Origin of the sequence: Mesorhizobium sp. M1C.F.Ca.ET.210.01.1.1, assembly GCF_004791585.1 — a bacterium.
Taxonomy (GTDB): Bacteria; Pseudomonadota; Alphaproteobacteria; order Rhizobiales; family Rhizobiaceae; genus Mesorhizobium.
In genome coordinates this window covers 345112-366086 of sequence record NZ_SRUU01000003.1, presented here as the reverse complement: position 1 = coordinate 366086, position 20975 = coordinate 345112, and the positions used below count along the sequence as shown (strand labels likewise).

24 protein-coding genes are annotated in these 20975 nt (G+C 63.5%); 9 read left to right on the top strand and 15 right to left on the bottom strand.

Annotation, left to right across the window (positions count from 1 at the left end):
* Positions 1-478 precede the first annotated feature (478 nt).
* Entirely contained in the window at positions 479-655 is a 177-nt protein-coding gene (locus EN853_RS05810; protein WP_126089084.1) for a hypothetical protein, read from the top strand.
* 13 nt (positions 656-668) lie between these two features.
* Here the strand turns inward: EN853_RS05810 and EN853_RS05805 are convergent, their stop codons facing one another.
* The 10 genes from EN853_RS05805 to EN853_RS05755 form a co-directional block, all read right to left on the bottom strand.
* Complete coding sequence (locus EN853_RS05805) at positions 669-1814, bottom strand: GGDEF domain-containing protein (RefSeq protein WP_127857971.1); 1146 nt, start codon at positions 1812-1814, stop codon at positions 669-671.
* Positions 1815-2328: 514 nt separating this feature from the next.
* Positions 2329-3135, bottom strand: a complete 807-nt coding sequence (locus tag EN853_RS05795) for a DUF72 domain-containing protein (RefSeq protein WP_127857973.1) — start codon at positions 3133-3135, stop codon at positions 2329-2331.
* A gap of 27 nt (positions 3136-3162) precedes the next feature.
* A complete protein-coding gene (locus EN853_RS05790; protein WP_127857974.1) occupies positions 3163-3621 on the bottom strand; it encodes a GNAT family N-acetyltransferase in 459 nt (152 codons plus the stop codon).
* Positions 3618-4028 carry a DUF302 domain-containing protein gene (locus tag EN853_RS05785; RefSeq protein WP_245516827.1) on the bottom strand — a complete coding sequence of 137 codons (411 nt, stop codon included), beginning with the start codon at positions 4026-4028 and terminating at the stop codon, positions 3618-3620. Before EN853_RS05785 ends, EN853_RS05790 begins: the two co-directional genes overlap by 4 nt.
* Positions 4028-6949 carry an excinuclease ABC subunit UvrA gene (gene uvrA, locus EN853_RS05780; RefSeq protein ID WP_127857976.1) on the bottom strand — a complete coding sequence of 974 codons (2922 nt, stop codon included), beginning with the start codon at positions 6947-6949 and terminating at the stop codon, positions 4028-4030. The genes EN853_RS05785 and uvrA overlap by 1 nt, the downstream gene beginning before the upstream one ends.
* A gap of 743 nt (positions 6950-7692) precedes the next feature.
* Positions 7693-7971 (bottom strand): hypothetical protein, encoded by a 279-nt coding sequence (locus tag EN853_RS05775; RefSeq protein ID WP_127857977.1) that lies wholly within the window; start codon positions 7969-7971, stop codon positions 7693-7695.
* Positions 7972-8038: 67 nt separating this feature from the next.
* On the bottom strand, positions 8039-8644 hold the full coding sequence (locus EN853_RS05770) for an ATP-dependent Clp protease proteolytic subunit (protein ID WP_127857978.1): 606 nt from the start codon (positions 8642-8644) through the stop codon (positions 8039-8041).
* Between the two features lie 21 nt (positions 8645-8665).
* The gene (locus EN853_RS05765) at positions 8666-9148 is read right to left on the bottom strand and encodes an SRPBCC domain-containing protein (RefSeq protein ID WP_127857979.1); all 483 of its coding nucleotides are present in this window, start codon (positions 9146-9148) and stop codon (positions 8666-8668) included.
* Positions 9145-9459, bottom strand: a complete 315-nt coding sequence (locus tag EN853_RS05760) for a metalloregulator ArsR/SmtB family transcription factor (RefSeq protein ID WP_127857980.1) — start codon at positions 9457-9459, stop codon at positions 9145-9147. The genes EN853_RS05765 and EN853_RS05760 overlap by 4 nt, the downstream gene beginning before the upstream one ends.
* 44 nt (positions 9460-9503) lie before the next feature.
* On the bottom strand, positions 9504-9884 hold the full coding sequence (locus EN853_RS05755) for a cupin domain-containing protein (RefSeq protein ID WP_127857981.1): 381 nt from the start codon (positions 9882-9884) through the stop codon (positions 9504-9506).
* A gap of 194 nt (positions 9885-10078) precedes the next feature.
* On the opposite strand from EN853_RS05755, the gene EN853_RS05750 reads away from it, so the two are divergent.
* From EN853_RS05750 to EN853_RS05740, 3 genes are read left to right on the top strand one after another with little or no spacing between them, the layout of a single operon-like run.
* The gene (locus EN853_RS05750) at positions 10079-10594 is read left to right on the top strand and encodes a single-stranded DNA-binding protein (protein WP_127857982.1); all 516 of its coding nucleotides are present in this window, start codon (positions 10079-10081) and stop codon (positions 10592-10594) included.
* A 33-nt stretch (positions 10595-10627) separates the two neighbouring features.
* Positions 10628-11026, top strand: a complete 399-nt coding sequence (locus EN853_RS05745; RefSeq protein ID WP_127857983.1) for a DUF2306 domain-containing protein — start codon at positions 10628-10630, stop codon at positions 11024-11026.
* 24 nt (positions 11027-11050) lie between these two features.
* Positions 11051-11476 carry an OsmC family protein gene (locus EN853_RS05740; RefSeq protein WP_127857984.1) on the top strand — a complete coding sequence of 142 codons (426 nt, stop codon included), beginning with the start codon at positions 11051-11053 and terminating at the stop codon, positions 11474-11476.
* A 29-nt stretch (positions 11477-11505) separates the two neighbouring features.
* Here EN853_RS05740 and EN853_RS05735 read toward each other — a convergent pair whose 3' ends face one another.
* The 3 genes from EN853_RS05735 to EN853_RS05725 all read right to left on the bottom strand — a co-directional run bounded on the left by EN853_RS05735 (position 11506) and on the right by EN853_RS05725 (position 13271).
* A complete protein-coding gene (locus tag EN853_RS05735) occupies positions 11506-12135 on the bottom strand; it encodes a MarC family protein (protein WP_127857985.1) in 630 nt (209 codons plus the stop codon).
* 195 nt (positions 12136-12330) lie between these two features.
* Positions 12331-12708 carry a VOC family protein gene (locus EN853_RS05730; protein WP_127857986.1) on the bottom strand — a complete coding sequence of 126 codons (378 nt, stop codon included), beginning with the start codon at positions 12706-12708 and terminating at the stop codon, positions 12331-12333.
* Between the two features lie 32 nt (positions 12709-12740).
* Entirely contained in the window at positions 12741-13271 is a 531-nt protein-coding gene (locus tag EN853_RS05725; protein WP_127857987.1) for a hypothetical protein, read from the bottom strand.
* Between the two features lie 87 nt (positions 13272-13358).
* Between EN853_RS05725 and EN853_RS05720 the strand changes: the two genes are divergently transcribed.
* On the top strand, positions 13359-14195 hold the full coding sequence (locus tag EN853_RS05720; RefSeq protein WP_127857988.1) for an AraC family transcriptional regulator: 837 nt from the start codon (positions 13359-13361) through the stop codon (positions 14193-14195).
* 30 nt (positions 14196-14225) lie between these two features.
* On the opposite strand, the gene EN853_RS05715 is transcribed toward EN853_RS05720, so the two are convergent.
* The gene (locus EN853_RS05715) at positions 14226-15917 is read right to left on the bottom strand and encodes a SulP family inorganic anion transporter (RefSeq protein ID WP_245516824.1); all 1692 of its coding nucleotides are present in this window, start codon (positions 15915-15917) and stop codon (positions 14226-14228) included.
* A gap of 210 nt (positions 15918-16127) precedes the next feature.
* Here EN853_RS05715 and gyrA point away from each other — a divergent pair, with 210 nt between their 5' ends.
* A complete protein-coding gene (gyrA, locus tag EN853_RS05710; protein WP_127857989.1) occupies positions 16128-18920 on the top strand; it encodes a DNA gyrase subunit A in 2793 nt (930 codons plus the stop codon).
* A 50-nt stretch (positions 18921-18970) separates the two neighbouring features.
* On the opposite strand, the gene EN853_RS05705 is transcribed toward gyrA, so the two are convergent.
* The gene (locus EN853_RS05705) at positions 18971-19123 is read right to left on the bottom strand and encodes a hypothetical protein (protein ID WP_127857990.1); all 153 of its coding nucleotides are present in this window, start codon (positions 19121-19123) and stop codon (positions 18971-18973) included.
* A gap of 193 nt (positions 19124-19316) precedes the next feature.
* On the opposite strand from EN853_RS05705, the gene coaD reads away from it, so the two are divergent.
* From coaD to EN853_RS05690, 3 genes are read left to right on the top strand one after another with little or no spacing between them, the layout of a single operon-like run.
* Positions 19317-19817 carry a pantetheine-phosphate adenylyltransferase gene (gene coaD / locus EN853_RS05700; RefSeq protein WP_127857991.1) on the top strand — a complete coding sequence of 167 codons (501 nt, stop codon included), beginning with the start codon at positions 19317-19319 and terminating at the stop codon, positions 19815-19817.
* Positions 19818-19835: 18 nt separating this feature from the next.
* Positions 19836-20426, top strand: coding sequence for a peptidylprolyl isomerase (locus EN853_RS05695; RefSeq protein WP_127857992.1), 591 nt, complete (start codon positions 19836-19838; stop codon positions 20424-20426).
* Between the two features lie 30 nt (positions 20427-20456).
* Positions 20457-20969, top strand: coding sequence for a peptidylprolyl isomerase (locus EN853_RS05690; protein ID WP_127857993.1), 513 nt, complete (start codon positions 20457-20459; stop codon positions 20967-20969).
* Positions 20970-20975: the final 6 nt, after the last annotated feature.

The following is a 20975-nucleotide window of genomic DNA, read 5'->3' as shown; positions in this document are numbered from 1 at the left end:
ACCGACCTTGCGGCCCGCTCCGGCTCCAAGAAACTCGCCATCATCGCCGTCGCAAGGAAGCTCCTGGTCGTCCTCAACGCCATCATTCGAGATAAAACAGCTTTCGCATGAACACAGTTGCCATGCCGTGACGCTGGTCGAGGAGCACTGCGCGACAGAATAGATTCTTTGCGCGGCGCTTCAACCATTCCAAATTCTGCACCGTTAGTGACGCTCCGAAGTAACGGGATGGATCCTTGGGTCTCCACTCCACTTCGCGTCGCTGCGCCCAAGGAAGACGAAGTTGTTCAGGGCTCTGGCGTCAATAGTACGGCATGCTAGTCTTTTCTTGGCCTTGGTGAGTCGGCCGCTTTCCGTACCAGTCGCGAATGAAGGGAAGGGGCGGGGCGGCCGCAAGTTCCACGCAAGCAAGCCCGCCTAGCTTTCCCCAGTGATTGTCGGTCAATGCGTCCAACAAAGAACTTGCCAGGGGAAGGCGATGGAACGTTTTGTCGAGGACTATCAGAAGCGACGCCTCATTGAACGCGTGGACATCATGACGGCGATCAACATCCTGATGTCGCAAGGCTACGACGAGGACGATCTGCTGGGCGAAATAACCAAGGTTTTTTACGTCGACCTCGACACCTACAATGAAGTGATCGGGCGCCACTGACGGCTGGCAAGTCTCAAGCGCAGCGTCGAAAGTCGAGCACGCGGTTGCGGCCGCCGCGCTTGGCCGCATAAAGCGCCTTGTCGGCGGCGCTGAGCACCTTATCGAAGCTCGCGCCTTCGTTGCTGCCGAAGGCGAAGCCGGCGCTCACCGTGCATTTCAACCGGCCCGTCTCTGTTTCGATCGTTCGCGCCGCGAATGCCATCCTTATACGTTCGGCCGTACTCTCGACCATCTCCGGCAGGGTTCGCTTCAGCACCAGCGCAAATTCCTCGCCGCCCATGCGGGCGGCGACATCGTTCGGGCGCAGGTTGCCGAAGAGTTCTTCGGCAAACACCTTCAGCACCTCGTCGCCGGCGGCGTGGCCGTGCTGGTCGTTGATCGCCTTGAAGCCGTCGAGGTCGAACACCACCACCGCCGTGAAGGCGCCGACGGGCAGCTTGCCATGGAGGGCGAACAAGGCGCGGCGGTTGAGCAGCCCGGTCAGTGCATCGGTCTGCGCCTCGCGCTGGTGATGGCGCGCGAGCCGCCCCTGGTTGAGCGCCAGCGACAGCGCGCCGATGCCGGTCATCGAGGCGATGACGATGACCAGGCTCAGATCCTCTGCCCAGTTGTTCGGTGCGTGACCGAGGACGAGCTTGCCGTCCCACGCCAAAACAGCCGCGCACAGCACGAAGGACGCCGCGGTCAGCGAGTAGAGCAGCGCCACGCCAATGAGCTGCGCCGGCGCCTCCGCGCGGCCTTTCCAATATTCATGCGCCGTGCCGAACAGAAGCAGCGCGGCAAGCGAATTGTCGAACATGAAGCCCAGTCCGTCATAGCCGAGCGCCATGGGCGGCAGCGCGACGGCAAAGGAGATGCCGGCGCCAAGGGCGATGCGCGGCAGCGGAGAATGGCCGGTCCGGAACTGGTAAGCGGCGCCCATCATCACCGAGAAACCGAACAGCAGCAGTGCCACCGTCAGGACGCCGAGAGCCGTTCCGGGCGCTTCGATATAGGCATCATAGACAAAGACCTCGGCCACAATGACCAGCACGCTGATTGCCCATGTCAGCAGGAACTTGTCGGAGCGGGCGGTCAGCCAGGTTCCGAACAGCGTGAGGCTGAGGCAAGCGGCGGAGAAGCCGACGGCCAGCAGCAATGAGTTGTAGTCGAGCAGCATGCACCCGTCCTTGCCGACGCCGGGCTTCTACAACCTGGCGTAGGTGCATTTGTGCGGCAAGGAAGTATCGATTGCGTTACGATTGCGGTGAAGATGCCGGAAATTCCTGCGTTACAGGATCACTACCAACAATAGCAGGATAAGGCCGACCGCCATCATCAGCAGACCTGGCCAATTCTGTGAAAGGCCTAGGAAACCGAGGCCGCGCCGGCGTGGCTCAAGCGTCGGGCCAGACGTTGCGAGGTTTGGCTTCTGGCGATCCGAGGCTGCAGGTGCCGGATCGCTAAGTTGCCCGCGCCAGAGGACTGCACCCGCCAAGTACACAATCCCGGCGACGGTGAGCAACACCCCTATGAGGATGACAGCCATCTCACCTCGCTTTCTTCCGGTTCTCCCGATACCGCAGCCCTGGCCGGCGTTCTGCTCGTTCAGCCGCTATGAAAACCGGCCCCGGCGAGATAGGCAAAACGGTCGAGGTGCCCGGCAAGTTCCGACCGCGGCAAAGACTCGCCGCTTAAGCGGTCACCCTCTTCATCAGCGCCATGGCGCCGAAGGGCGCGCGCACCTTGCCCTCGGTGATGAAGTAGGCGAAGACGTCGCGCGGCTTGACCGGCGCATCGATCTTGGGATCGGCGCGCGGCAGGTCGGCCGGCTGCCCGCCTTGCGCCCAGGTTTTCACCCGCGCCGCCCATTCGTCGAGCCCCTTTGGCGTGTAGCAGTCGGGATTGTCATCGCTGCCGGTCTGCAGCCGCGCATAGACGAAGTCGCCAGTGACGTCGGCGATCGCCGGATATTTGGCGTGGTCGGCGTAGACGATCGCGGCATTGTATTTGCGTGCCAGCGCCGGAAACTCCGGCACGATGAAGCTGTCATGCCTGACTTCCAGCGCATGGCGCAGCGGCACGCCGTCCTGCTTATCCGGCAAGAGCTTGAGGAACGCTTCGAAATCATCCGCGTCGAATTTCTTCGTCGGCGCGAACTGCCACAGGATCGGCCCCAGCTTGTCACCGAGCGCGGCGACGCCTGAGCCGAGAAAACGCATCATCGATTCGCCCGCTTCGCCCAGCACGCGGCGGTTGGTGACGAAGCGGTTGCCTTTCAGCGAATAGACGAATCCGTCAGGCGCCTCGCTGGCCCATTTGACGAAGGTCGGCTCCTTGAAGCTGGAATAGTAAGTGCCATTGACTTCGATGCTTGTCACCTGGCGGCTTGCATAGTGGAGTTGCTTGGCCTTCGACAGCTTGTCCGGATAGAAGGACGTGTCCCAGGGCTCGAAGGTCCAGCCGCCCATGCCGGAGCGGATCTTTCCTTGGCTGGTCATCGTCTTCCTCCCAGTTTTGCGAATTGATCAGGCCACTCTGTCGACGGGCTTGGCCATATCGACCACAGTCCATCCCGGCCGGTACGGATTGGGCCGCCGGCCCGTCTCGCGATAGCCATAGGCCGAATAGAGCGCGATGTTCCGTTCCATGCGCGAATTGGTGTAGAGCCGCACCTCCGGTACCGCCCACAGTCGGGCTTGCTCGTCGGCGAAGTTGAGCAACCTGATGCCGAGCTTCCTGCCCTGGAAGGCAGGTGCTACGGCGACGCTGAAGATCATGGCGTGATCTGGATGCCGTTCGAGGACGATCAGCCCGGCCAGTTGTCCATCCTCTTGGAGCAGCCAGATTTCGCTGTGCTCGATGCGCGGCGCGTAGTCTTCGGTGACCGGGATGGGCGGCGCGCCGAGCAGAGCGGTGTAGGGGGCGTAGGCTTCGGTGGTCAGTGCGACGATGGCTGCAAGATCTTTGGGCCGGGCAAGTCTCATGATTGATCGACTCCGGCAGCGGCCGCGACCACCTTTGCCATGCCTGCGGCAATTGCCGCGACCGCATTGTGGCTTGTGTCGCCAAGCCCGTGGCGCTCGGCCAGCCAATGCGCATCGCTGTGGGACAGCCAGACCTTGCCTTGCGCATCCTGCCAGGCCAGCGCCTTGATAGGCAGATCGATCCCCGCAAGCTGCTGGTCCTGCATCAGCGGCGTCCCGCCCTTGGGATGGCCGAAGATCAACAATTCAGTCGGGCGCAGCGAAGCTCCGATTTCATGCGCGCCGGCGGCATGGTCGATCCGGGCGAATACGCGCAATCCCGCCCGGGTGACGGTCTCGACCAGCCGGTCGATGGTTTCACCGACGCTGAAGCGGCTTTCGACAGAGACGAGGCCGTTGTTTGCCATCACTCGGCCGCTTCGCGCTTGCCTCCGGGGCGCCGCTCCAGAAGTTCCTTGAGGAACTGGCCGGTGTAGCTGCGCTTTTCGCGCACGATCGCTTCCGGCGTGCCCGACGCAACCAATTCGCCACCGCCGTCGCCGCCTTCGGGGCCGAGGTCGAGCACCCAGTCGGCGGTCTTGATCACCTCGAGATTGTGCTCGATGACCACTACTGTGTTGCCCTGGTCGACCAGTTCATGCAGCACTTCGAGCAGCTTGGCGACATCGTGGAAGTGCAGGCCGGTGGTCGGCTCGTCGAGGATGTAGAGCGTCTTGCCGGTCGCCTTGCGCGACAGTTCCTTGGCGAGCTTGATGCGCTGCGCCTCGCCGCCCGACAGCGTCGTCGCCTGCTGGCCGATATGGATGTAGCCGAGGCCGACCTGCTTCAGAGTTTCCAGCTTGTCGCGAACGCCGGGCACGGCGGAGAAGAAGTCGACGCCTTCCTCGACCGTCATGTCGAGCACGTCGGCGATCGACTTGCCCTTGAACAGCACGTCGAGCGTCTCGCGGTTGTAGCGCTTGCCGTGGCAGACGTCGCAGGTGACGTAGACGTCCGGCAGGAAGTGCATCTCGATCTTGATGACGCCGTCGCCCTGGCAGGCTTCGCAGCGGCCGCCCTTGACGTTGAAGGAGAAGCGCCCCGGCTGGTAGCCGCGCGCCTTGGCTTCGGGGAGGCCCGCGAACCAGTCGCGGATCGGCGTGAAGGCGCCGGTATAGGTCGCCGGGTTGGAACGCGGCGTGCGGCCGATCGGCGACTGGTCGATGTCGATGACCTTGTCGAGGAATTCCAGGCCCTCGATGCGGTCATGCTCGGCCGGATGCTCGCGCGAGCCCATGATGCGGCGCGAGGCCGCCTTGAACAGCGTCTCGATCAGGAAGGTCGACTTGCCGCCGCCGGAGACGCCGGTGACGCAGGTGAAGGTGCCGAGCGGGATTTCCGCCGTGACATTCTTCAGGTTGTTGCCGCGCGCGCCGACCACCTTGATGCGCCGGTTTTTCTTCGCCTCGCGGCGCACCTCCGGAGTCGCCACTTCGAGCTCGCCCGACAGATATTTGCCGGTGATCGAGGCGGGTGTGGCCATGATTTGCTGCGGCGTGCCTTGCGCGATGATCTGGCCGCCATGGATGCCGGCGGCCGGGCCGATGTCGACGACATAGTCGGCATGCAGGATGGCATCCTCGTCATGCTCGACGACGATCACCGTGTTGCCGATGTCGCGCAGGTGTTTCAGGGTATCGAGCAGGCGCGCATTGTCGCGCTGGTGCAGGCCGATCGAAGGCTCGTCCAGGACATAGAGCACGCCGGTCAGGCCGGAGCCGATCTGCGAAGCGAGTCGGATGCGCTGGCTCTCGCCGCCCGACAACGTGCCGGAATTGCGCGACAGGGTCAGGTAGTCGAGGCCGACATCGTTCAAGAAGCGCAGCCGCTCGCGGATTTCCTTGAGCACGCGGACCGCGATCTCTTTCTGCTTCTCGTTGAGCTGCGCCGGCAGGTCGGTGAACCACCGATCGGCCTTGCGGATCGAAAGCTCGGTCACCTCGCCGATGTGCTTGCCGGCGATCTTGACCGCGAGCGCTTCGGGCTTCAGCCGGTAGCCGTTGCAAGCGGGGCAGGGGGTGGCCGACATGAAGCGCTCGATCTCCTCGCGCATCCAGGCCGATTCCGTCTCCTTCCAGCGCCGGTCGAGATTGGGGATGACGCCCTCGAAAGTCTTGGTGGTCTTATAGGAGCGCAGGCCGTCGTCATACTGGAAGGTGATCTCGCGCTCGCCCGTGCCATGCAGCACGGCCTGTTGCGCCTCGGCGCTCAGATCCTTGAATTTGTCGCCGAGCTTGAAGCCGTAGGCCTTGCCGAGCGCTTCCAGCGTCTGCGCGTAATAGGGCGAGGTCGACTTGGCCCAAGGGCTGATCGCGCCGTCGCGCAGCGAGACGTTCTCGTCCGGCACGACGAGGTTGGCGTCGATCGCGCGCTGGCTGCCCAGGCCGTCGCAGGTCGGGCAGGCCCCGAACGGATTGTTGAAGGAGAACAGCCTGGGCTCTATCTCGGGAATGGTGAAGCCGGACACCGGGCAGGCGAATTTTTCCGAGAACATGATGCGCTCATGCGTCTCGTTCTTCGACTTGTTGACCGAGTCCTCGCCCGTTTGGCTGGCGTCGAGCGGCCTGTCGGCGAACTCGGCCACGGCGAGGCCCTCGGCGAGCTTCAGCGCGGTTTCCATCGAATCCGCAAGCCGCGTCGCGAGGTCGCCGCGCACGACGATGCGGTCGACGACCACGTCGATGTCATGCTTGTACTTCTTGTCCAGCGCCGGCACGTCGGCGATCTCGTAGAAGACGCCGTCGACCTTGACGCGCTGGAAACCCTTCTTTTGCAGTTCCAGGAGTTCCTTGCGGTACTCGCCCTTGCGGCCGCGCACGATCGGCGCCAGCAGATAGAGGCGCGTGCCTTCCTCCAGGGCCAGCACGCGGTCGACCATCTGGCTGACCGTCTGGCTCTCGATCGGCAGCCCGGTGGCCGGCGAATAGGGGATGCCGACACGCGCGAACAGCAGGCGCATATAGTCGTAGATCTCGGTGACGGTACCGACCGTCGAGCGCGGGTTGCGCGATGTGGTCTTCTGCTCGATCGAGATGGCGGGCGACAGGCCGTCGATCTGGTCGACGTCCGGCTTCTGCATCATCTCCAGGAACTGGCGGGCATAGGCCGAGAGACTTTCGACATAGCGGCGCTGGCCCTCGGCATAGATGGTGTCGAAGGCGAGCGACGACTTGCCGGACCCCGACAGTCCAGTCATGACGATCAGGCTGTCGCGCGGCAGGTCGAGATCGACGTTCTTGAGATTGTGTTCGCGCGCCCCGCGAATGGAAAGGTATTTTTGGTCGGCCATTGCCGGTCGCCGCCTCAGGTCTGGAATCTGCTGGATTGGCGGGACATCCCGGCCATCCCCTATGTAGGTCGTTTCGCTGCAACTTCGAGTGACGCCCTCAAGAGGTTTAACCGTCTTTCGCGCGGGCGGGCAAGCGGAAAGAACAAAGGCCGAACACGCTCCTGACAAAGCGTTGTGGAAACAATGATCGCAAAAGCCGCTCGGGCCGATCGGCGAAAGGCATTCGACTTACCTGGACGTAACCTCCGAGCGATCACATTTTTCGGTAACCGGCTATTCGACGGTTGACGCCGGCAACTCACGGGAGCAGTCTCGAAACGTCAACCGAAGCCGGCCGTCTTTCGATGGCCTCGTCACCCAAAGGTGGCCTGCGAGACGCCGCAGGCAATAGCGATTTGCGCTTCGAACGACATTGTCGCAACGGACCCAGGAGCGGAGCATGACGCCACCGGACAGTCCCTTGAGGCTCCACGCGTTGATGGAGCCGCGGCAGGCATAAGTGCCAGGACAGGCGCGAGCGCCAGTCCGACAAACCGTGACTTGTCGAATCCGTACAATCAGAGACCATAGTCGGATCGTCGGCTGAATGCCGCGTAGCATCCGAAACAGAACGCCGGCAGTCCACTCCCGGCTAAAGTTGGGTTTCAGATCCATGAAAGCCCCGTCCACCTGCGGAAGCAGTGGCGGGGCTTACATTTTTGTGAGGCGGCGGTCATTTGCTTCACCGACCGGCGGCAAACGCCTCAGTGGTTTGGAGGCCTGATGCCGCCTGTCGCCATGTCGACGGTGATGCTGCCGGAAATCCTGACGTCGGTATCGCCGATCTTGAATGTGCCGTTGCCGCCGGCGGGCAGCGCGTCGTCCGGTTCCGGCTGCGGCGCAGGTTTGGCGATGCGATAGTCGTCGCTGACGCCTGGAAGTTTCTGCGCCGAACTGTCGTCTGCGAAGGCGGCGCCGGCTGTCAGCAGGCCGGCGAACGCGGCCAAGGCGATGCACAGGCTGGATTTCGGATGCGTGAACATCCGCCGACTATAGGTCCGCGGCCGAAGCGAGGCCAGACGCGGCGGCAATCAAATTGCCGCGCGTCGTTCAGGCCGCCTTCTTGCGTGTGTCGTAGACATGGTCGACGAGGCCCCAGGCCTTGGCTTCCTCGGCGGTCATGAAATAGTCGCGGTCGAGCGTGCGTTCGACCTCTTCGTAGCTCCGGGCGCAATGCTTGGCGTAGAGTTCCGTCATATGGCGCTTGGTGCGCAGAATGTCCTCGGCGTGGCGCTGGATGTCGGAGGCCTGGCCCTGGAAGCCGCCCAGCGGCTGATGCAGCACGATCCTGGTATTGGGGAGCGCGATGCGGCGTCCCGGCGTGCCGGCCATCAGGAGGAAGGAGGCCATCGAAGCCGCAAAACCCATGCACACCGTCGATACGGGGCAGGAGATATACTGCATCGTGTCGTAGATGGCGAAGCCGCTGGTCACCACGCCGCCCGGCGAGTTGATGTAGATCGATATCTCCTTGTCGGGATGGTCCGATTCCAGCGACAGGAGCTGGGCGCAGACCAGCGCCGACACGCTGTCATTGATCTCGCCGTTGATGAAGACGATGCGCTCGCGCAGCAGCCGCGAGAAAATGTCGAAGGCGCGTTCGCCGCGGCTCGACTGCTCGATCACCATCGGCACCAGGTTGGCAAGGGCGCTCATGAGCTAGGTCTCCTCGGTTGGTCAGGCCGCGCGCAGCATCATGCAGGGCGCATTGGCGGCGGTCGGGTTCTTGCGCGCGCTGAGCGAAAGCCTGCAGCCGGCGCCGGCAACGGCGACGACAGGCTGCTGAGCCAGCACGAAGCCGTCATGGACGATGCTGAGATGCGTGCCGCCGGAAATCGTGCGCGCGAGCGTGAAGGTGACGACGCTGTCGAAGGCGGGGCTGTCGAATGCCGGCAACTGGTCTGTGCTCGGCCGCTCGCGCCAGGAGTAGCGCAGCAGCCTGCCGGGCTCGGCCTCGAGCACTTCGCATTCGATCGGCGCGTCCGGTCCGGCAAAAGCGAAGCGCTTCCCGGCCTCCGGCTTCATATCGTTAGGCATCATCCAGGCCGCGAGCAGTTCGGGCTCGGTAAGCGCCCGCCAGACTTTTTCCGGCGGATCGGGAAGCTCGCATTCGAAGCTGAGCAGCGCATCGGCCGCTGCCGGGTGTTTTTCTGCCGTCATTGGTCCATTTCCTTCAAAACCGTCTTCAACCTCTCGATGCGCTCCGGCCAGAAGGCGCGGTAGCGCTCGATCCAGCCGAGAAGCGGATCGAGCCCCTGCGGGTCGGCGCGGTAGTAGGCGTTGCGGCCGGCGCGCCGCTCGACCACGAGGCCGGCGCCGCGTAGCACGGCAAGATGCTGCGAGACCGCCGGCTGCGACACGCTCATGCCGGCGCGCAACTCGGACACCGTCAATTCGCTGGCCGCCAGCCGTTCATAGACGGCGCGCCGTGTCGGATCGGCGAGGGCCCGGAAAATCTCTGCTTCGATCATGCACAAAGCATAAGTCGAGACTTATTGGTTTGGCAAGTCTCGTTTTATGATGTCCAGCGTCTCACCGGCTCCGCGGCTCCGTCGAAGGTTGCCTCGAAGACAGGCGATGCAAGCACGGCATGGATGTGAAGCGTGCCGGGACCAACGTTACGGAAGCCATGCCTGCGGAGTGCGGGAATGATCAGCGACTGTCCGGTAGTGAGCACGGCATGCCGGTCGTCGATCCACATTTCGGCTTCACCGGCAATCACCGTCAGAACTTCCTCGACTGAGTGCCTATGCGTCGGCGCGCCCATGCCGGGCGCCACCCACTGCTCGAATATGCAAAGCTCGGCCGCGCCGTTGGCGGCGGCTGTGTGCATGCGGGTTTCCACTCCGGTCCGCCAATTTTCGCGCGGCTGATCCTCATGCTTGACGATGTCCACCGAGATACCCCCTTTGCTTCCTGCGCAGGAATACTACCTGTTGCTGACATTCCTTGACAGAAACAATGGTCCGGACTAGAACGAAAAGAGAACAAAAACCTTGTGGGAAAAGCCAGCCTTTGCAGGCATGGGCGACCTGCAGGCTGTAAGGTGAGCGACTTAAATTTTGTTTCGGATGAGCGCGGAGAAGTATGATGGCGGGTAGCGTCAACAAGGTCATTCTGGTCGGCAACCTCGGAGCGGACCCTGAAATCCGCCGCCTGAATTCGGGCGATCCGGTCGTCAACATCCGCATCGCCACGTCGGAAAGCTGGCGGGACAAGAATTCCGGCGAGCGCAAGGAAAAGACCGAGTGGCACAATGTCGTCATCTTCAACGATCAGCTCGCCAAGGTGGCCGAGCAGTATCTGAAGAAAGGCATGAAGGTCTATGTCGAGGGCCAGTTGCAGACACGCAAATGGCAGGACCAGACCGGCAATGACCGTTACACGACCGAAGTCGTGCTGCAGAAATTCCGCGGCGAGCTGCAGATGCTCGATGCGCGCGGCGAGGGCGGCGGCCAGGTCGGCAACTATGCCGGCGGCGGCAACAGCCGCGGTTCCGATTTCGGCCAGTCCGGCCCGAACGAAGGCTTCAGCCGTGGCGGCGGTGGCGGTTCCAGGGGCGGCGGCGGTTCCTCGCGCGAGCTCGACGACGAGATTCCGTTCTAAGCTTCACGACATGGTCATCTGAGGGGAGGCGCGATGTCGCTCGGACCGCTTCTATCCGCGCCGCCTCCCATTCCATGGCACGCGTTCGCCGCCCTCGCCGCGCTGGCGGTAGGCGGCGCGCAGCTGGCGCTGCCAAAAGGAACGACGCGCCATCGCGTGATGGGTTATGCCTGGGCGGCGCTGATGCTGGTCATCGCCATCTCGAGCTTCTGGATCCAGCAGATCCGCCTGATCGGCCCGTTCAGCCCGATCCATATCCTGTCCATCCTGGTGATTGTCACCGCGCCACTGGCGGTATGGTATGCGCACACCCATAAGGTGGCCGCGCATCGTGGCGCCATGATAAAGCTCTACCTGTTCGCGCTGGTCGGCGCTGGCGTTTTCACTCTGCTGCCCGGCCGCATCATGCACGCCGTTGCGTTCGGTCAGTAGGGCAGTATTGCAAGGAAGATCATCGTGAAAGCACGCGTCAAATGGGTCGAGGAACGCACCTTCGTCGGAGAGTCCGGCAGCGGTCACAAGGTGGTGCTGGGCACGGCGCATGGACCGGAGGGCCGGACGCCGGGGCCGAGCCCGATGGAGCTGGTGCTGATCGGCACCGGCGGCTGCTCGGCCTATGACGTCGTTCATATCCTGGAAAAAGGCCGCGAGGCGGTCGAGGACTGCGTGGTCGAGCTCGACGCTGACCGGGCCGAGACCGAGCCGCGCGTCTTCACACGCATTCACATGCATTTCATCGTCAAGGGTCGCGCCCTGTCGCGCGACAAGGTGAAACGGGCGATCGACCTCTCGATCGACAAATACTGCTCGGCCACGGCCATGATGGCAAAGACGGCGACAGTGACGCATGATTTCGAGGTGGTCGATACGGCGGTGAAGTAGGGCAGTAGGACGGTAGGGAAAGAGGCGTCCTAGGCCGCCATCAGCGCCCTGACGCCATCGGCCACGAACTGCACGGCCAACGCCGCGAGGATCACGCCAAGCAGGCGTGTCAGGATCGAACGGCCGGTCTGGCCGAGGATGCGGTCGATGCGTTCCGACAGCGCAAAGACCAAATAGGTGAGGACGAGACAGATCGCGATGATGCCGACCAGCGCCGCCTGAGCGCCAAAGCCCTCGAAATGTCCCGACAGCAGCACGGTCGCCGAGATTGCGCCAGGCCCCGCGATCAGCGGAATTGCCAACGGGAAAGCGGCGATGTTGTGGATCATATCCTTGGTGATGGCGACGTCGCCGATCTTCTCCTTGCGGTCCTGGCGGCGCTCGAACACCATCTCGAAGGCGATGAAGAAGAGCAGGAAGCCGCCGGCGACGCGGAAGGCCGGCAGCGTGATGCCGAACACCGACAGGATCGAGGCGCCGGCGACGGCGAACAGCGCCATCACCAGGAAGCCGATCACCGAGGCGCGTACCGAGACCTGCTGACGCTCCTCGCGGTTCATGCCGCGCGTCACGGCAAGAAAGAGCGGCGCCAGCCCCGGCGGATCGATGGTCACCAGGATGGTAACGAAGGCGTTGAACAGGCTGTCGAAGCTCGGCATCGCTGATCCCCTCCTGCCGGGCGACGCCCAAGCTCTGCAATTGGTAGAGCAAAGCCAGGGCGCTGGAAACAGGCGGAAGGGGAAATCAGAGCGGATAGAGCGGGATGCAGGCCAATAGAAAGTCTGCATCCCGCTCTATCTGTTTATCTAGCCGCATTTCTGCGACGCCAAGTGATTCCGCTTGGCTGCAAATGCTCAGTCCGCTTCGCCGCAATAGGCCTCGAGCCGGTAGCCGTCAGGGTCGATGACGAACGCCGCATAGTAGTTGTCACCATAGGCGGCACGCAGGCCCGGCGGACCATTGTCCTTGCCGCCTTCGCGCAGCGCCGCCGCGTGGAACGCATCGACGCCGGCGCGCGTCGGCGCGGCGAAGCAGAAATGCAGCCCGGAGTCGTTATCCGCCGGCACGGGTTGGCCGGCGTCATTGACCCAGTAGCGCACCGCTTCCTTGCCGTAGCCGAGCGAGCCCGGCGACCGGCTGAGGCAGGTGTAGCCGAGGGGTTTGAGCGCTGCATCGTAGAAGCGCTTCGAGGTGTCGCTGTCGCGAACGCCGATCGAGATATGGTCGAACATCATTTTCTCCGTCGTTACAATGGGTTGGCGGATCAGGCTGGAGTCGCGCAGCGAGCCAGAAACTCAACCTCGGTGCGCCAGGTCGCGCCGCCGTCATGCGAACGTTCGCCCAGCCAGCGAAACGAATTTTCGGTGATGCGCGAGAAGCTCCAGCGCACCGAGGAACCGCTGCCGTCGGCGCCGATCTGGACGATCGTGTCGCCCTCGGCGCGGCCGAGCTGCCGGCTGTAGTACTGATTGCGGGGATCGCTCCAGAAGATGTGCCAGGCGTCCGCGCCGGGATCATAAACGCGCAGCGTCGTGCCGTAGAAGGTCCATGGCCCGAGCGACGGCGAGGGGCCGGCATCGCGTGCGGGCAGGATCCAGACGTCCTGGACCGCCTTGCCTTCCAGGACCCAGCCGAAATGCACCTCGCCACGTCCGGTGAGCCTGGTGCCGTCCTCCAAGGTGCGCGTGGCGTCGAACGTCCAGGCGCCGATGAAACGGCCGTAAAGTTTCAATTTTTCGGCGAGGTCCGGATCGGGGCCGTCGCTGTGCAGGGCTTCGGCAAAGGGATCGGTCATGGTTGCTGCCTCGTTTGTCAGGAGAGGGCGAGCAATAGGGGCAAGGCAGGGTTCTGCGCTTGGGAAAAGTTGCTAATCTTCCACGCAATGACGACCACCGCGAGAAACCTTGCATCGGGTCGAGGCTGGCAGGTGTCCGACGTGATCTGCACCGCCGGCGTCGGCGACAGACCGTTCGAGGAGCAGCACCGCAGCTTCTGCGTCGCAGCCGTGACCAGCGGCACCTTCCGCTATCGCACGCGCCAGGGCACGGCGATGCTGGCTCCTGGCGCCATCCTGCTCGGCAATCCCGGCGCCTGTTATGAGTGCGGGCACGAGCACGGCGCCGGCGACCGCTGCCTCTCCTTCCATTTCGCTCCGGCCTATATGGAACGGATCGCCGCCGGCGTGCCGGGCGCGAGCAAGCTCGATTTCGCAACGCCGCGCCTGCCGCCCTTGCCTGCGCTGGCGGCATTGCTGGCTGAAGCGGAGGCCGCGCGGGAAACGGGTGACGGCGAGGCGCTCGAGGAACTCGGCCTGCGCATCGCCGGCGCGGTGGTCGCGGCGGCTGCGGCCGACCCTGCCAAGGCCGCCCGCACACCCAGCCGCCGCGACCAGAAACGCGTCGCCGAGGCGGTGCGTCTGATCGAGTTCAACGCCGAACGGCCGCTGTCGCTGACCGACCTTGCCAACGGCACGGCGACCAGCCCGTATCATTTCCTGCGCACATTCCGGCATGTCGCCGGCATGACGCCCTACCAGTTCCTGTTGAGGACCAGGCTGCACCGGGCCGCAGTGCGGCTGCGCGCGTCCGACGAAGCGATCTCGACGATCGCTTTCGACGCCGGTTTCAACGACCTGTCGACCTTCAACCGGCGGTTCAAGCGCGAGATAGGCGAGGCGCCGGGTGCCTATCGCGCCCGCCGCGCAAGGCGAGAGGGTTGAAGCCGACCGGAACAATGGGTCGCGTGCACATCATTGCTCTTCGTCCTGCTGTTGACCCGGACCAAGCGCCTTGATTGCAGCGTCGACACTGTGGAATATCCGCTTCGGACCCACAAAGTCAGCGATGCCGAACCGCTTCAGCGCCGCCTGGGCGCGCAGCGATTCCATGCGCGCGATGGCAAAGACCGCGCCTTTGTCGCGGCAATGGCCGATGGTATCGATCAGCGCCTGCGCAGCGGTGTAATCGATCTCGACGATATTGCTGGCCTCCAACACCACCAGCTTCACGTCCTGGCTCCTGGCGTCGATCAGGTCGGCAAGGCCGCGCTTGAAGCGATCGGCGTTGACGAAGGAAAGCGGCGCCTGGAACGCGGCCACCAGCACGCCGGGGCGCTGTTCGCCCGCGCTGGAACCGCTCGGCGGCCACCAGACCGACGTGCCCGGCACCTGCGCCAGCTCGATCGGCTCCGTGTGCGTCGAGCCCCAGATGCCATGCAGCAGCGACAGGCCGATGCCGATCGCCACGCCGGTCTCGATTGGCAGGACGACGATCGCGATCATGGTGATCAGGATCAGCGCGAACTCGACCGGCGCCTGGCGGTAGACTTTGGCGAAGACCTGCCAGCGGAATATGTGCTGGGCGACGAACAAGAGCACGCCGGCAAGGGCTGCCTGCGGCACGTTGGCGAGCAGACTCCCCCCAAAGGTGCCGAGCACCAGCACAATGGCCGCTGCAATCAGGCCCGACAGTTGCGAGCGGCCGCCGGTCTGGGCAACGATGGCCGTGCGGGGCGGGCTGGAATTCACGGCAAAGGCGCCGAACAGGCCGGCCATGATGCTGCCCGCGCCGACGCCGACGAAGTCGTGGTTGACGTCGGGCGCTTCGCCGTCCCGCGGCCCGAAAGAGCGGCTGGTGGCCGCCGTCTGCACCATGACGACGATGGCGATCAGCAGCGCAAGCGGAACAAGGGCCTGAGCGTCCCGGTAGCCGACGATCGGCATTCCGGGCCTCGGCAGCCCGTTCGGCAAGGCGCCTAGCACTTCGACGCCGCGATCCTTCAGCCCGAAGACGACGACCGCGAGCGTTGCCAGCACCATGCCGATCAGCGCCGCCGGGATGCGGGCGCTGATGCGCTCGGCAATGAAGACGATCGCGAATACACCAAGGCCGAGCGCGAGGTTCCAAGGATTGGTGAGGTGGATATTGCCGGCGACCTCGCCGATGCGCCGCAGCGTCTCGCCGCTTTCCGGCGGCAGGCCCAGCAGTCCGGGCAATTGCGAGACGACGATATGGACGGAAATGCCGGCGAGGAACCCGGTCGTGACCGGCACCGACAAGAGATCTGCGATCCAGCCGAGCCGTAAGATGCCGCTGAGCGCGACCAGCAGCCCAACCATCAGCGCCAGCATGGCCGCCAGCGCCAGATAGTGCGGCGAGCCGGATGTCGCGATCAATGCAAGGCCTCCGGCGAATAGCGGCGTGATCGTCGAATCCGCCCCGACCGAGAGGTGGCGATTGGCGCCGAACAGCGCGAAGGCCACCGATCCGGCAACGAATGCGAAGAAACCGATCTTCGGCTGGAAGCCGCCGAGCCTGGCCGTCGCCATCTGTTCGGGAATGGCGATCGCCGCCAGCGTGATGCCCGCCGCCAGATCGCCGTTGAGGTCCCTTGCCGTCCAGCCGCTCAGCGCCCGCAGAGGCAGCCACGAGGTCGAGTTCATTGCGTTTGCAGCTTCCGCCCGAGGGAGACGATCCATGGCCGACCTTGCCCCTGTGGCGGCGAAATGCAGTTTGGCCATATCGTCGCAATCAGCGGTATCCATTTGAAATTACCACCGAAATTGTCTCTGGAAAAGTGCGGCCGCCATTGGAGTTTCGGCCCGGCTTCCTATATAAGCAGCCAGTGATTCCCGACTGGATTGTGACCTGATTTGACCGACCAGAAGACACCGCGCGGGCCGGACGGCGGCCCCACCGGCATCGAGCCGATTTCGATCATCGAGGAGATGCAGCGCTCCTATCTCGATTACGCCATGAGCGTGATCGTCAGCCGCGCGCTGCCCGACGTGCGCGACGGCCTTAAGCCTGTGCATCGCCGCATCCTCTTTGCCTCGCATGAGAGCGGCTACCACTGGAACCGCAAATATGTGAAGTCGGCGCGCCCGGTCGCCGACGTGATGGGTAAATACCATCCGCATGGCGACGCCTCCATCTATGACGCCCTGGTGCGCATGGCGCAGGACTGGTCGCTGCGCGTGCCGCTGATCGACGGCCAAGGCAATTTCGGCTCGATCGACGGCGATCCGCCGGCGGCGATGCGCTACACCGAGTCTCGGCTGACCAAAGTCGCGCACGAATTGCTGGAGGACATCGACAAGGAAACCGTCGATTTCCAGGATACTTACGATGCTTCGGGCAGCGAACCGAAGGTGCTGCCCGCGCGCTTCCCCAATCTTCTGGTCAACGGCTCGGGCGGCATCGCCGTCGGCATGGCCACCAACATCCCACCGCACAACCTGGCCGAGGTGTGCAATGGCGCCATCGCCATCATCGACAACCCGGCGATCGACCTGCCGTCGCTGATGGAGATCGTACCCGGTCCGGACTTCCCGACCGGCGGCATCGTGCTCGGCCGCTCCGGCATCTACAATGCCTATTCGACGGGCCGCGGCTCGATCGTCATGCGCGGCCGCGTCAATATCGAGGCGCGAGGCAACGACCGTGAATCGATCATCGTCACCGAGATTCCCTACCAGGTGAACAAGGCGTCGATGATCGAGAAGATGGCCGAATTGGTGCGCGACAAGCGTATCGAAGGCATCTCCGACATCCGCGACGAGAGCGACCGCCAGGGCTACCGCGTCGTCATCGAATTGAAGCGCGATGCGGTCGCCGACGTCATCCTCAATCAGCTCTATCGGTTCACGCCGCTGCAGACCTCCTTCGGCGCCAACATGGTGGCGCTGAACGGCGGCAAGCCGGAAGTGCTGACGCTGATCGACATGCTGAAGGCCTTCGTCGGCTTCCGCGAGGAAGTGATCAGCCGGCGCACCAAGTACCTTTTGCGCAAGGCGCGCGAGCGCGCCCATGTGCTGGTCGGCCTCGCCATCGCCGTCGCCAATATCGACGAGGTGATCAAGCTGATCCGCACCGCGCCGGATCCGCAGACGGCGCGCGAGCAGTTGATGGGGCGGCGCTGGCCGTCCCATGACGTCGCTCCATTGATCAAGCTGATCGACGATCCGCGCCACCGCATCAACGAGGACGGCACCTACAATCTCTCCGAGGAGCAGGCCCGCGCCATCCTCGATCTGCGGCTGCAGCGCTTGACCGCGCTCGGTCGTGACGAGATCGCCGACGAGCTGAACAAGATCGGTGCCGAAATCGTTGATTTTCTGGATATTTTGTCTTCCCGCGCGCGCATCCAGCAGATCGTCAAGGACGAGCTGATCGCGGTCCGCGACGAGTTCGGCACGCCGCGCCGCACCGAGCTCACCGAGGGCGGGGCGGACATGGAAGACGAGGACCTGATCCAGCGCGAGGATATGGTAGTCACCGTCAGCCATTCCGGCTACATCAAGCGCGTGCCGCTGTCGCTCTACCGGGCGCAGCGCCGCGGCGGCAAGGGCCGCTCCGGCATGTCGACCAAGGAAGAGGATTTCGTCACCCGGCTGTTCGTGGCCAACACGCATACGCCGGTGCTGTTCTTCTCCTCACGCGGCATCGTCTACAAGGAAAAAGTGTGGCGTTTGCCGGTCGGCAATCCGCAGTCGCGCGGCAAGGCGCTGATCAACATGCTGCCGCTCGAGCAGGGCGAGCGCATCACCACGATCATGCCGCTGCCGGAGGACGAGACGAGCTGGGGCGAGCTCGACGTGATGTTCGCCACCACGCGCGGCACCGTGCGGCGCAACAAGCTCTCTGACTTCGTCCAGGTCAACCGCAACGGCAAGATCGCCATGAAGCTGGAGGAAGCTGGCGACGAGATCCTCGGCGTCGAGACCTGCACCGACAACGACGACGTGCTTTTGACGGCGAACTCCGGCCAGTGTATCCGTTTCCCGGTCAGCGACGTGCGCGTCTTCCAGAGCCGCAATTCCGTCGGCGTGCGCGGCATTGCCATGGCCGAGACCGACCGCGTGATCTCGATGTCGGTGATCGAGCATGTCGATGCGTCACCCGCGGAACGCGCCGCCTATCTCAAGCGCGCTGCCGCCGAGCGCCGCCTTGCCGCCGAAACTTCCGGCGAGGAGGAAGAGATCGCGCTGACCAATGAGGAGATCGGCGAGGAAGCCGAGCTTTCCGAAGACCGCTACGACTTCCTCAAGGCGCATGAGCAGCTTGTGCTGACGGTGACCGAATACGGCTACGGCAAGCGCTCGTCGTCCTATGACTTCCGCCTGACAGGGCGCGGCGGCAAAGGCATCCGCGCCACCGATGTCTCGAAGACGGCCGAGATCGGGCGCCTTGTCGCGACCTTCCCCGTCGGCAATGATGATCAGATCATGCTGGTTTCGGACGGCGGTACCGTCATCCGCGTGCCGGTCGAAGGCATCCGCTTCGCCAGCCGCGCCACCAAGGGCGTGACCATCTTCAACACGGCCGAAGGCGAGAAGGTTGTCTCGGTGGAACGGATTTCGGAGCCGCAGTCGGACGAGGAAGCTGAAGACAGTTCAGCAGTCGAGACCGGGTCCGAAGAGCCGGGCCAGACCGATACTGAATAGGGCCTGGCTAGCGTCACCGGCCTACGGGCCGGTGCAATCGTTACTGGAAATCAGAAGTGACGGTAGGACTTGCGGGCAACGAAGCCATCGAGCCGCTTGGTGTTGGCCTTGACGCGCACTCGCGCCGCTTCCTGATGCAGTCCGAATGCGGTTGCGATCAGCATCACGATGGTCATCGCAGTGGCAAGCATGTAGATCAGCATTTGCGTGTTCTCCTGCGCTTACAACGATAAAGATGGTGTTTTGGTTTCATCTCCTGAAGCGGCAACCTAGTGAACGCTGCGTGAAGCGTTCGTGATCGTCGCATTCATCTGTCGTTCATGTCCGTGAAAAGGTTCACGGCCGGCCACATCAATGGGATTTGCCTTTGTTTGAGAGGCTCGCTAGAAGCCTGCCATGACCGAACGCACCGCCCTTTACGCTGGCTCCTTCGACCCGCTGACCAACGGGCATCTCGATGTCTTGAAGGCTTCGCTCGCCGTAGCCGACACGGTCTACGCCGCAATCGGCGTCCATCCCGGCAAGACGCCGCTGTTTTCATTTGAGGAACGCGTGAAGCTGATCGAGGCGGCGACCAAAGCGGAGTTCGGCCGCGACAGCGGCCGCATCAGGGTCGTCTCATTCGATGGCCTGGTCATCGACGCGGCCAGGAAGCACGGCGCCTCGATCATCATCCGCGGCCTGCGCGACGGCACCGACCTCGACTACGAGATGCAGATGGCCGGCATGAACGAGACCATGGCGCCGGAACTGCAGACGGTTTTCCTGCCTGCCAGCCCTTCGGTGCGCACCATTACCGCCACACTTGTCCGCCAGATTGCGTCGATGGGCGGTGACATCCGACCATTCGTGCCGGCGGCCGTTGCCGGTGCGCTCGCCGCCAAATTTGCGAAATAACCTTTCGGAGAAGAGTTCATGCAGCTGAAGAAGCTTGCTTTGTTCCTCGTCGTGCTTGCCGGCCTCGTGGCCGCATCCCTGCCTGCCGTCGCAGCCGACAAGGAAAACACCATGGTCATCACGCTGAAGGACGGCGATGTGACCATCGCGCTGCGTCCTGATCTGGCGCCCAAGCACGTCGCGCAGATCAAGAAGCTGGTGCGTGACGGCGCCTATGACAACGTCGCCTTCCACCGCGTCATCAACGGCTTCATGGCGCAGACCGGCGACGTCAAGTTCGGCAACATGAAGAAGGGCTTCAACCCCGAGGCCGTCGGTACCGGCGGTTCCGACCTTCCGGACCTGCCGGCCGAATTCTCGCAGAGCGAGCAATTCACCCGCGGCGTGGTCGGCATGGCCCGCTCGCAGGACCCGAATTCGGCCAACTCCCAGTTCTTCATCATGTTCGCGCCGGCGCCGAATCTCGACGGCCAATACACGATCGTCGGCAAGGTGGTCAGCGGCATGGAGCTGGTCGACAATATCAAGAAGGGCGACGAGGCAGACAACGGCACCGTCAGCGACCCCGACCGCATGATCAAGGTTCGCATCGCTGCCGACGGCAAATAACTCCCTCAATTTTCAAAAGGATTTTCTGACATGGCTGAGATCAAGGACCGCGAGAACGCGCTCATCATGGAAACGACCAAGGGTCAGGTCGTCATCGAAATGTACCCCGACTTGGCGCCCGGCCATGTCGCCCGCATCAAGGAACTGGCCCGTGAAGGCGCCTATGATGGCGTGGTGTTCCATCGCGTCATCGACGGCTTTATGGCGCAGACCGGCGACGTCAAGTTCGGCAATTCCTCGAAGCCCTCTTTCGCGCCTACCCGCGCGGGCATGGGCGGTTCCGACAAGCCGGACCTGAAGGCCGAATTCTCCAACGCCAACCATGGCCGCGGCACCTGCTCGATGGCGCGCGCGCAGAACCCGAATTCGGCGAATTCGCAGTTCTTCATCTGCTTCGACGATGCCTCCTTCCTCAACCGCCAGTACACGGTCTGGGGGCAAGTCATCGAGGGCATGGACAATGTCGACAAGATCAAGCGCGGTGAGCCGGTGCAGGATCCCGACAAGATCGTGTCGCTGAAGGTCGCGGCCGACGTCAAGTAAGGGCAT

What these genes read in the sequence shown, in the direction of transcription:
- coaD (WP_127857991.1), top strand. Translation starts at nt 19,317, where the DNA reads ATGACCGAACGCACCGCCCTTTACGCTGGCTCCTTCGACCCGCTGACC.
- EN853_RS05725 (WP_127857987.1), bottom strand. Translation starts at nt 13,271, where the DNA reads ATGACCGATCCCTTTGCCGAAGCCCTGCACAGCGACGGCCCCGATCCG.
- EN853_RS05805 (WP_127857971.1), bottom strand. Translation starts at nt 1,814, where the DNA reads ATGCTGCTCGACTACAACTCATTGCTGCTGGCCGTCGGCTTCTCCGCC.
- EN853_RS05775 (WP_127857977.1), bottom strand. Translation starts at nt 7,971, where the DNA reads ATGTTCACGCATCCGAAATCCAGCCTGTGCATCGCCTTGGCCGCGTTC.
- EN853_RS05720 (WP_127857988.1), top strand. Translation starts at nt 13,359, where the DNA reads ATGACGACCACCGCGAGAAACCTTGCATCGGGTCGAGGCTGGCAGGTG.
- EN853_RS05810 (WP_126089084.1), top strand. Translation starts at nt 479, where the DNA reads ATGGAACGTTTTGTCGAGGACTATCAGAAGCGACGCCTCATTGAACGC.
- uvrA (WP_127857976.1), bottom strand. Translation starts at nt 6,949, where the DNA reads ATGGCCGACCAAAAATACCTTTCCATTCGCGGGGCGCGCGAACACAAT.
- EN853_RS05750 (WP_127857982.1), top strand. Translation starts at nt 10,079, where the DNA reads ATGGCGGGTAGCGTCAACAAGGTCATTCTGGTCGGCAACCTCGGAGCG.
- EN853_RS05735 (WP_127857985.1), bottom strand. Translation starts at nt 12,135, where the DNA reads ATGCCGAGCTTCGACAGCCTGTTCAACGCCTTCGTTACCATCCTGGTG.
- EN853_RS05730 (WP_127857986.1), bottom strand. Translation starts at nt 12,708, where the DNA reads ATGTTCGACCATATCTCGATCGGCGTTCGCGACAGCGACACCTCGAAG.
- EN853_RS05785 (WP_245516827.1), bottom strand. Translation starts at nt 4,028, where the DNA reads ATGGCAAACAACGGCCTCGTCTCTGTCGAAAGCCGCTTCAGCGTCGGT.
- EN853_RS05765 (WP_127857979.1), bottom strand. Translation starts at nt 9,148, where the DNA reads ATGACGGCAGAAAAACACCCGGCAGCGGCCGATGCGCTGCTCAGCTTC.
- EN853_RS05690 (WP_127857993.1), top strand. Translation starts at nt 20,457, where the DNA reads ATGGCTGAGATCAAGGACCGCGAGAACGCGCTCATCATGGAAACGACC.
- EN853_RS05695 (WP_127857992.1), top strand. Translation starts at nt 19,836, where the DNA reads ATGCAGCTGAAGAAGCTTGCTTTGTTCCTCGTCGTGCTTGCCGGCCTC.
- EN853_RS05760 (WP_127857980.1), bottom strand. Translation starts at nt 9,459, where the DNA reads ATGATCGAAGCAGAGATTTTCCGGGCCCTCGCCGATCCGACACGGCGC.
- EN853_RS05705 (WP_127857990.1), bottom strand. Translation starts at nt 19,123, where the DNA reads ATGCTGATCTACATGCTTGCCACTGCGATGACCATCGTGATGCTGATC.
- EN853_RS05770 (WP_127857978.1), bottom strand. Translation starts at nt 8,644, where the DNA reads ATGAGCGCCCTTGCCAACCTGGTGCCGATGGTGATCGAGCAGTCGAGC.
- EN853_RS05745 (WP_127857983.1), top strand. Translation starts at nt 10,628, where the DNA reads ATGTCGCTCGGACCGCTTCTATCCGCGCCGCCTCCCATTCCATGGCAC.
- EN853_RS05795 (WP_127857973.1), bottom strand. Translation starts at nt 3,135, where the DNA reads ATGACCAGCCAAGGAAAGATCCGCTCCGGCATGGGCGGCTGGACCTTC.
- EN853_RS05715 (WP_245516824.1), bottom strand. Translation starts at nt 15,917, where the DNA reads ATGAACTCGACCTCGTGGCTGCCTCTGCGGGCGCTGAGCGGCTGGACG.
- EN853_RS05790 (WP_127857974.1), bottom strand. Translation starts at nt 3,621, where the DNA reads ATGAGACTTGCCCGGCCCAAAGATCTTGCAGCCATCGTCGCACTGACC.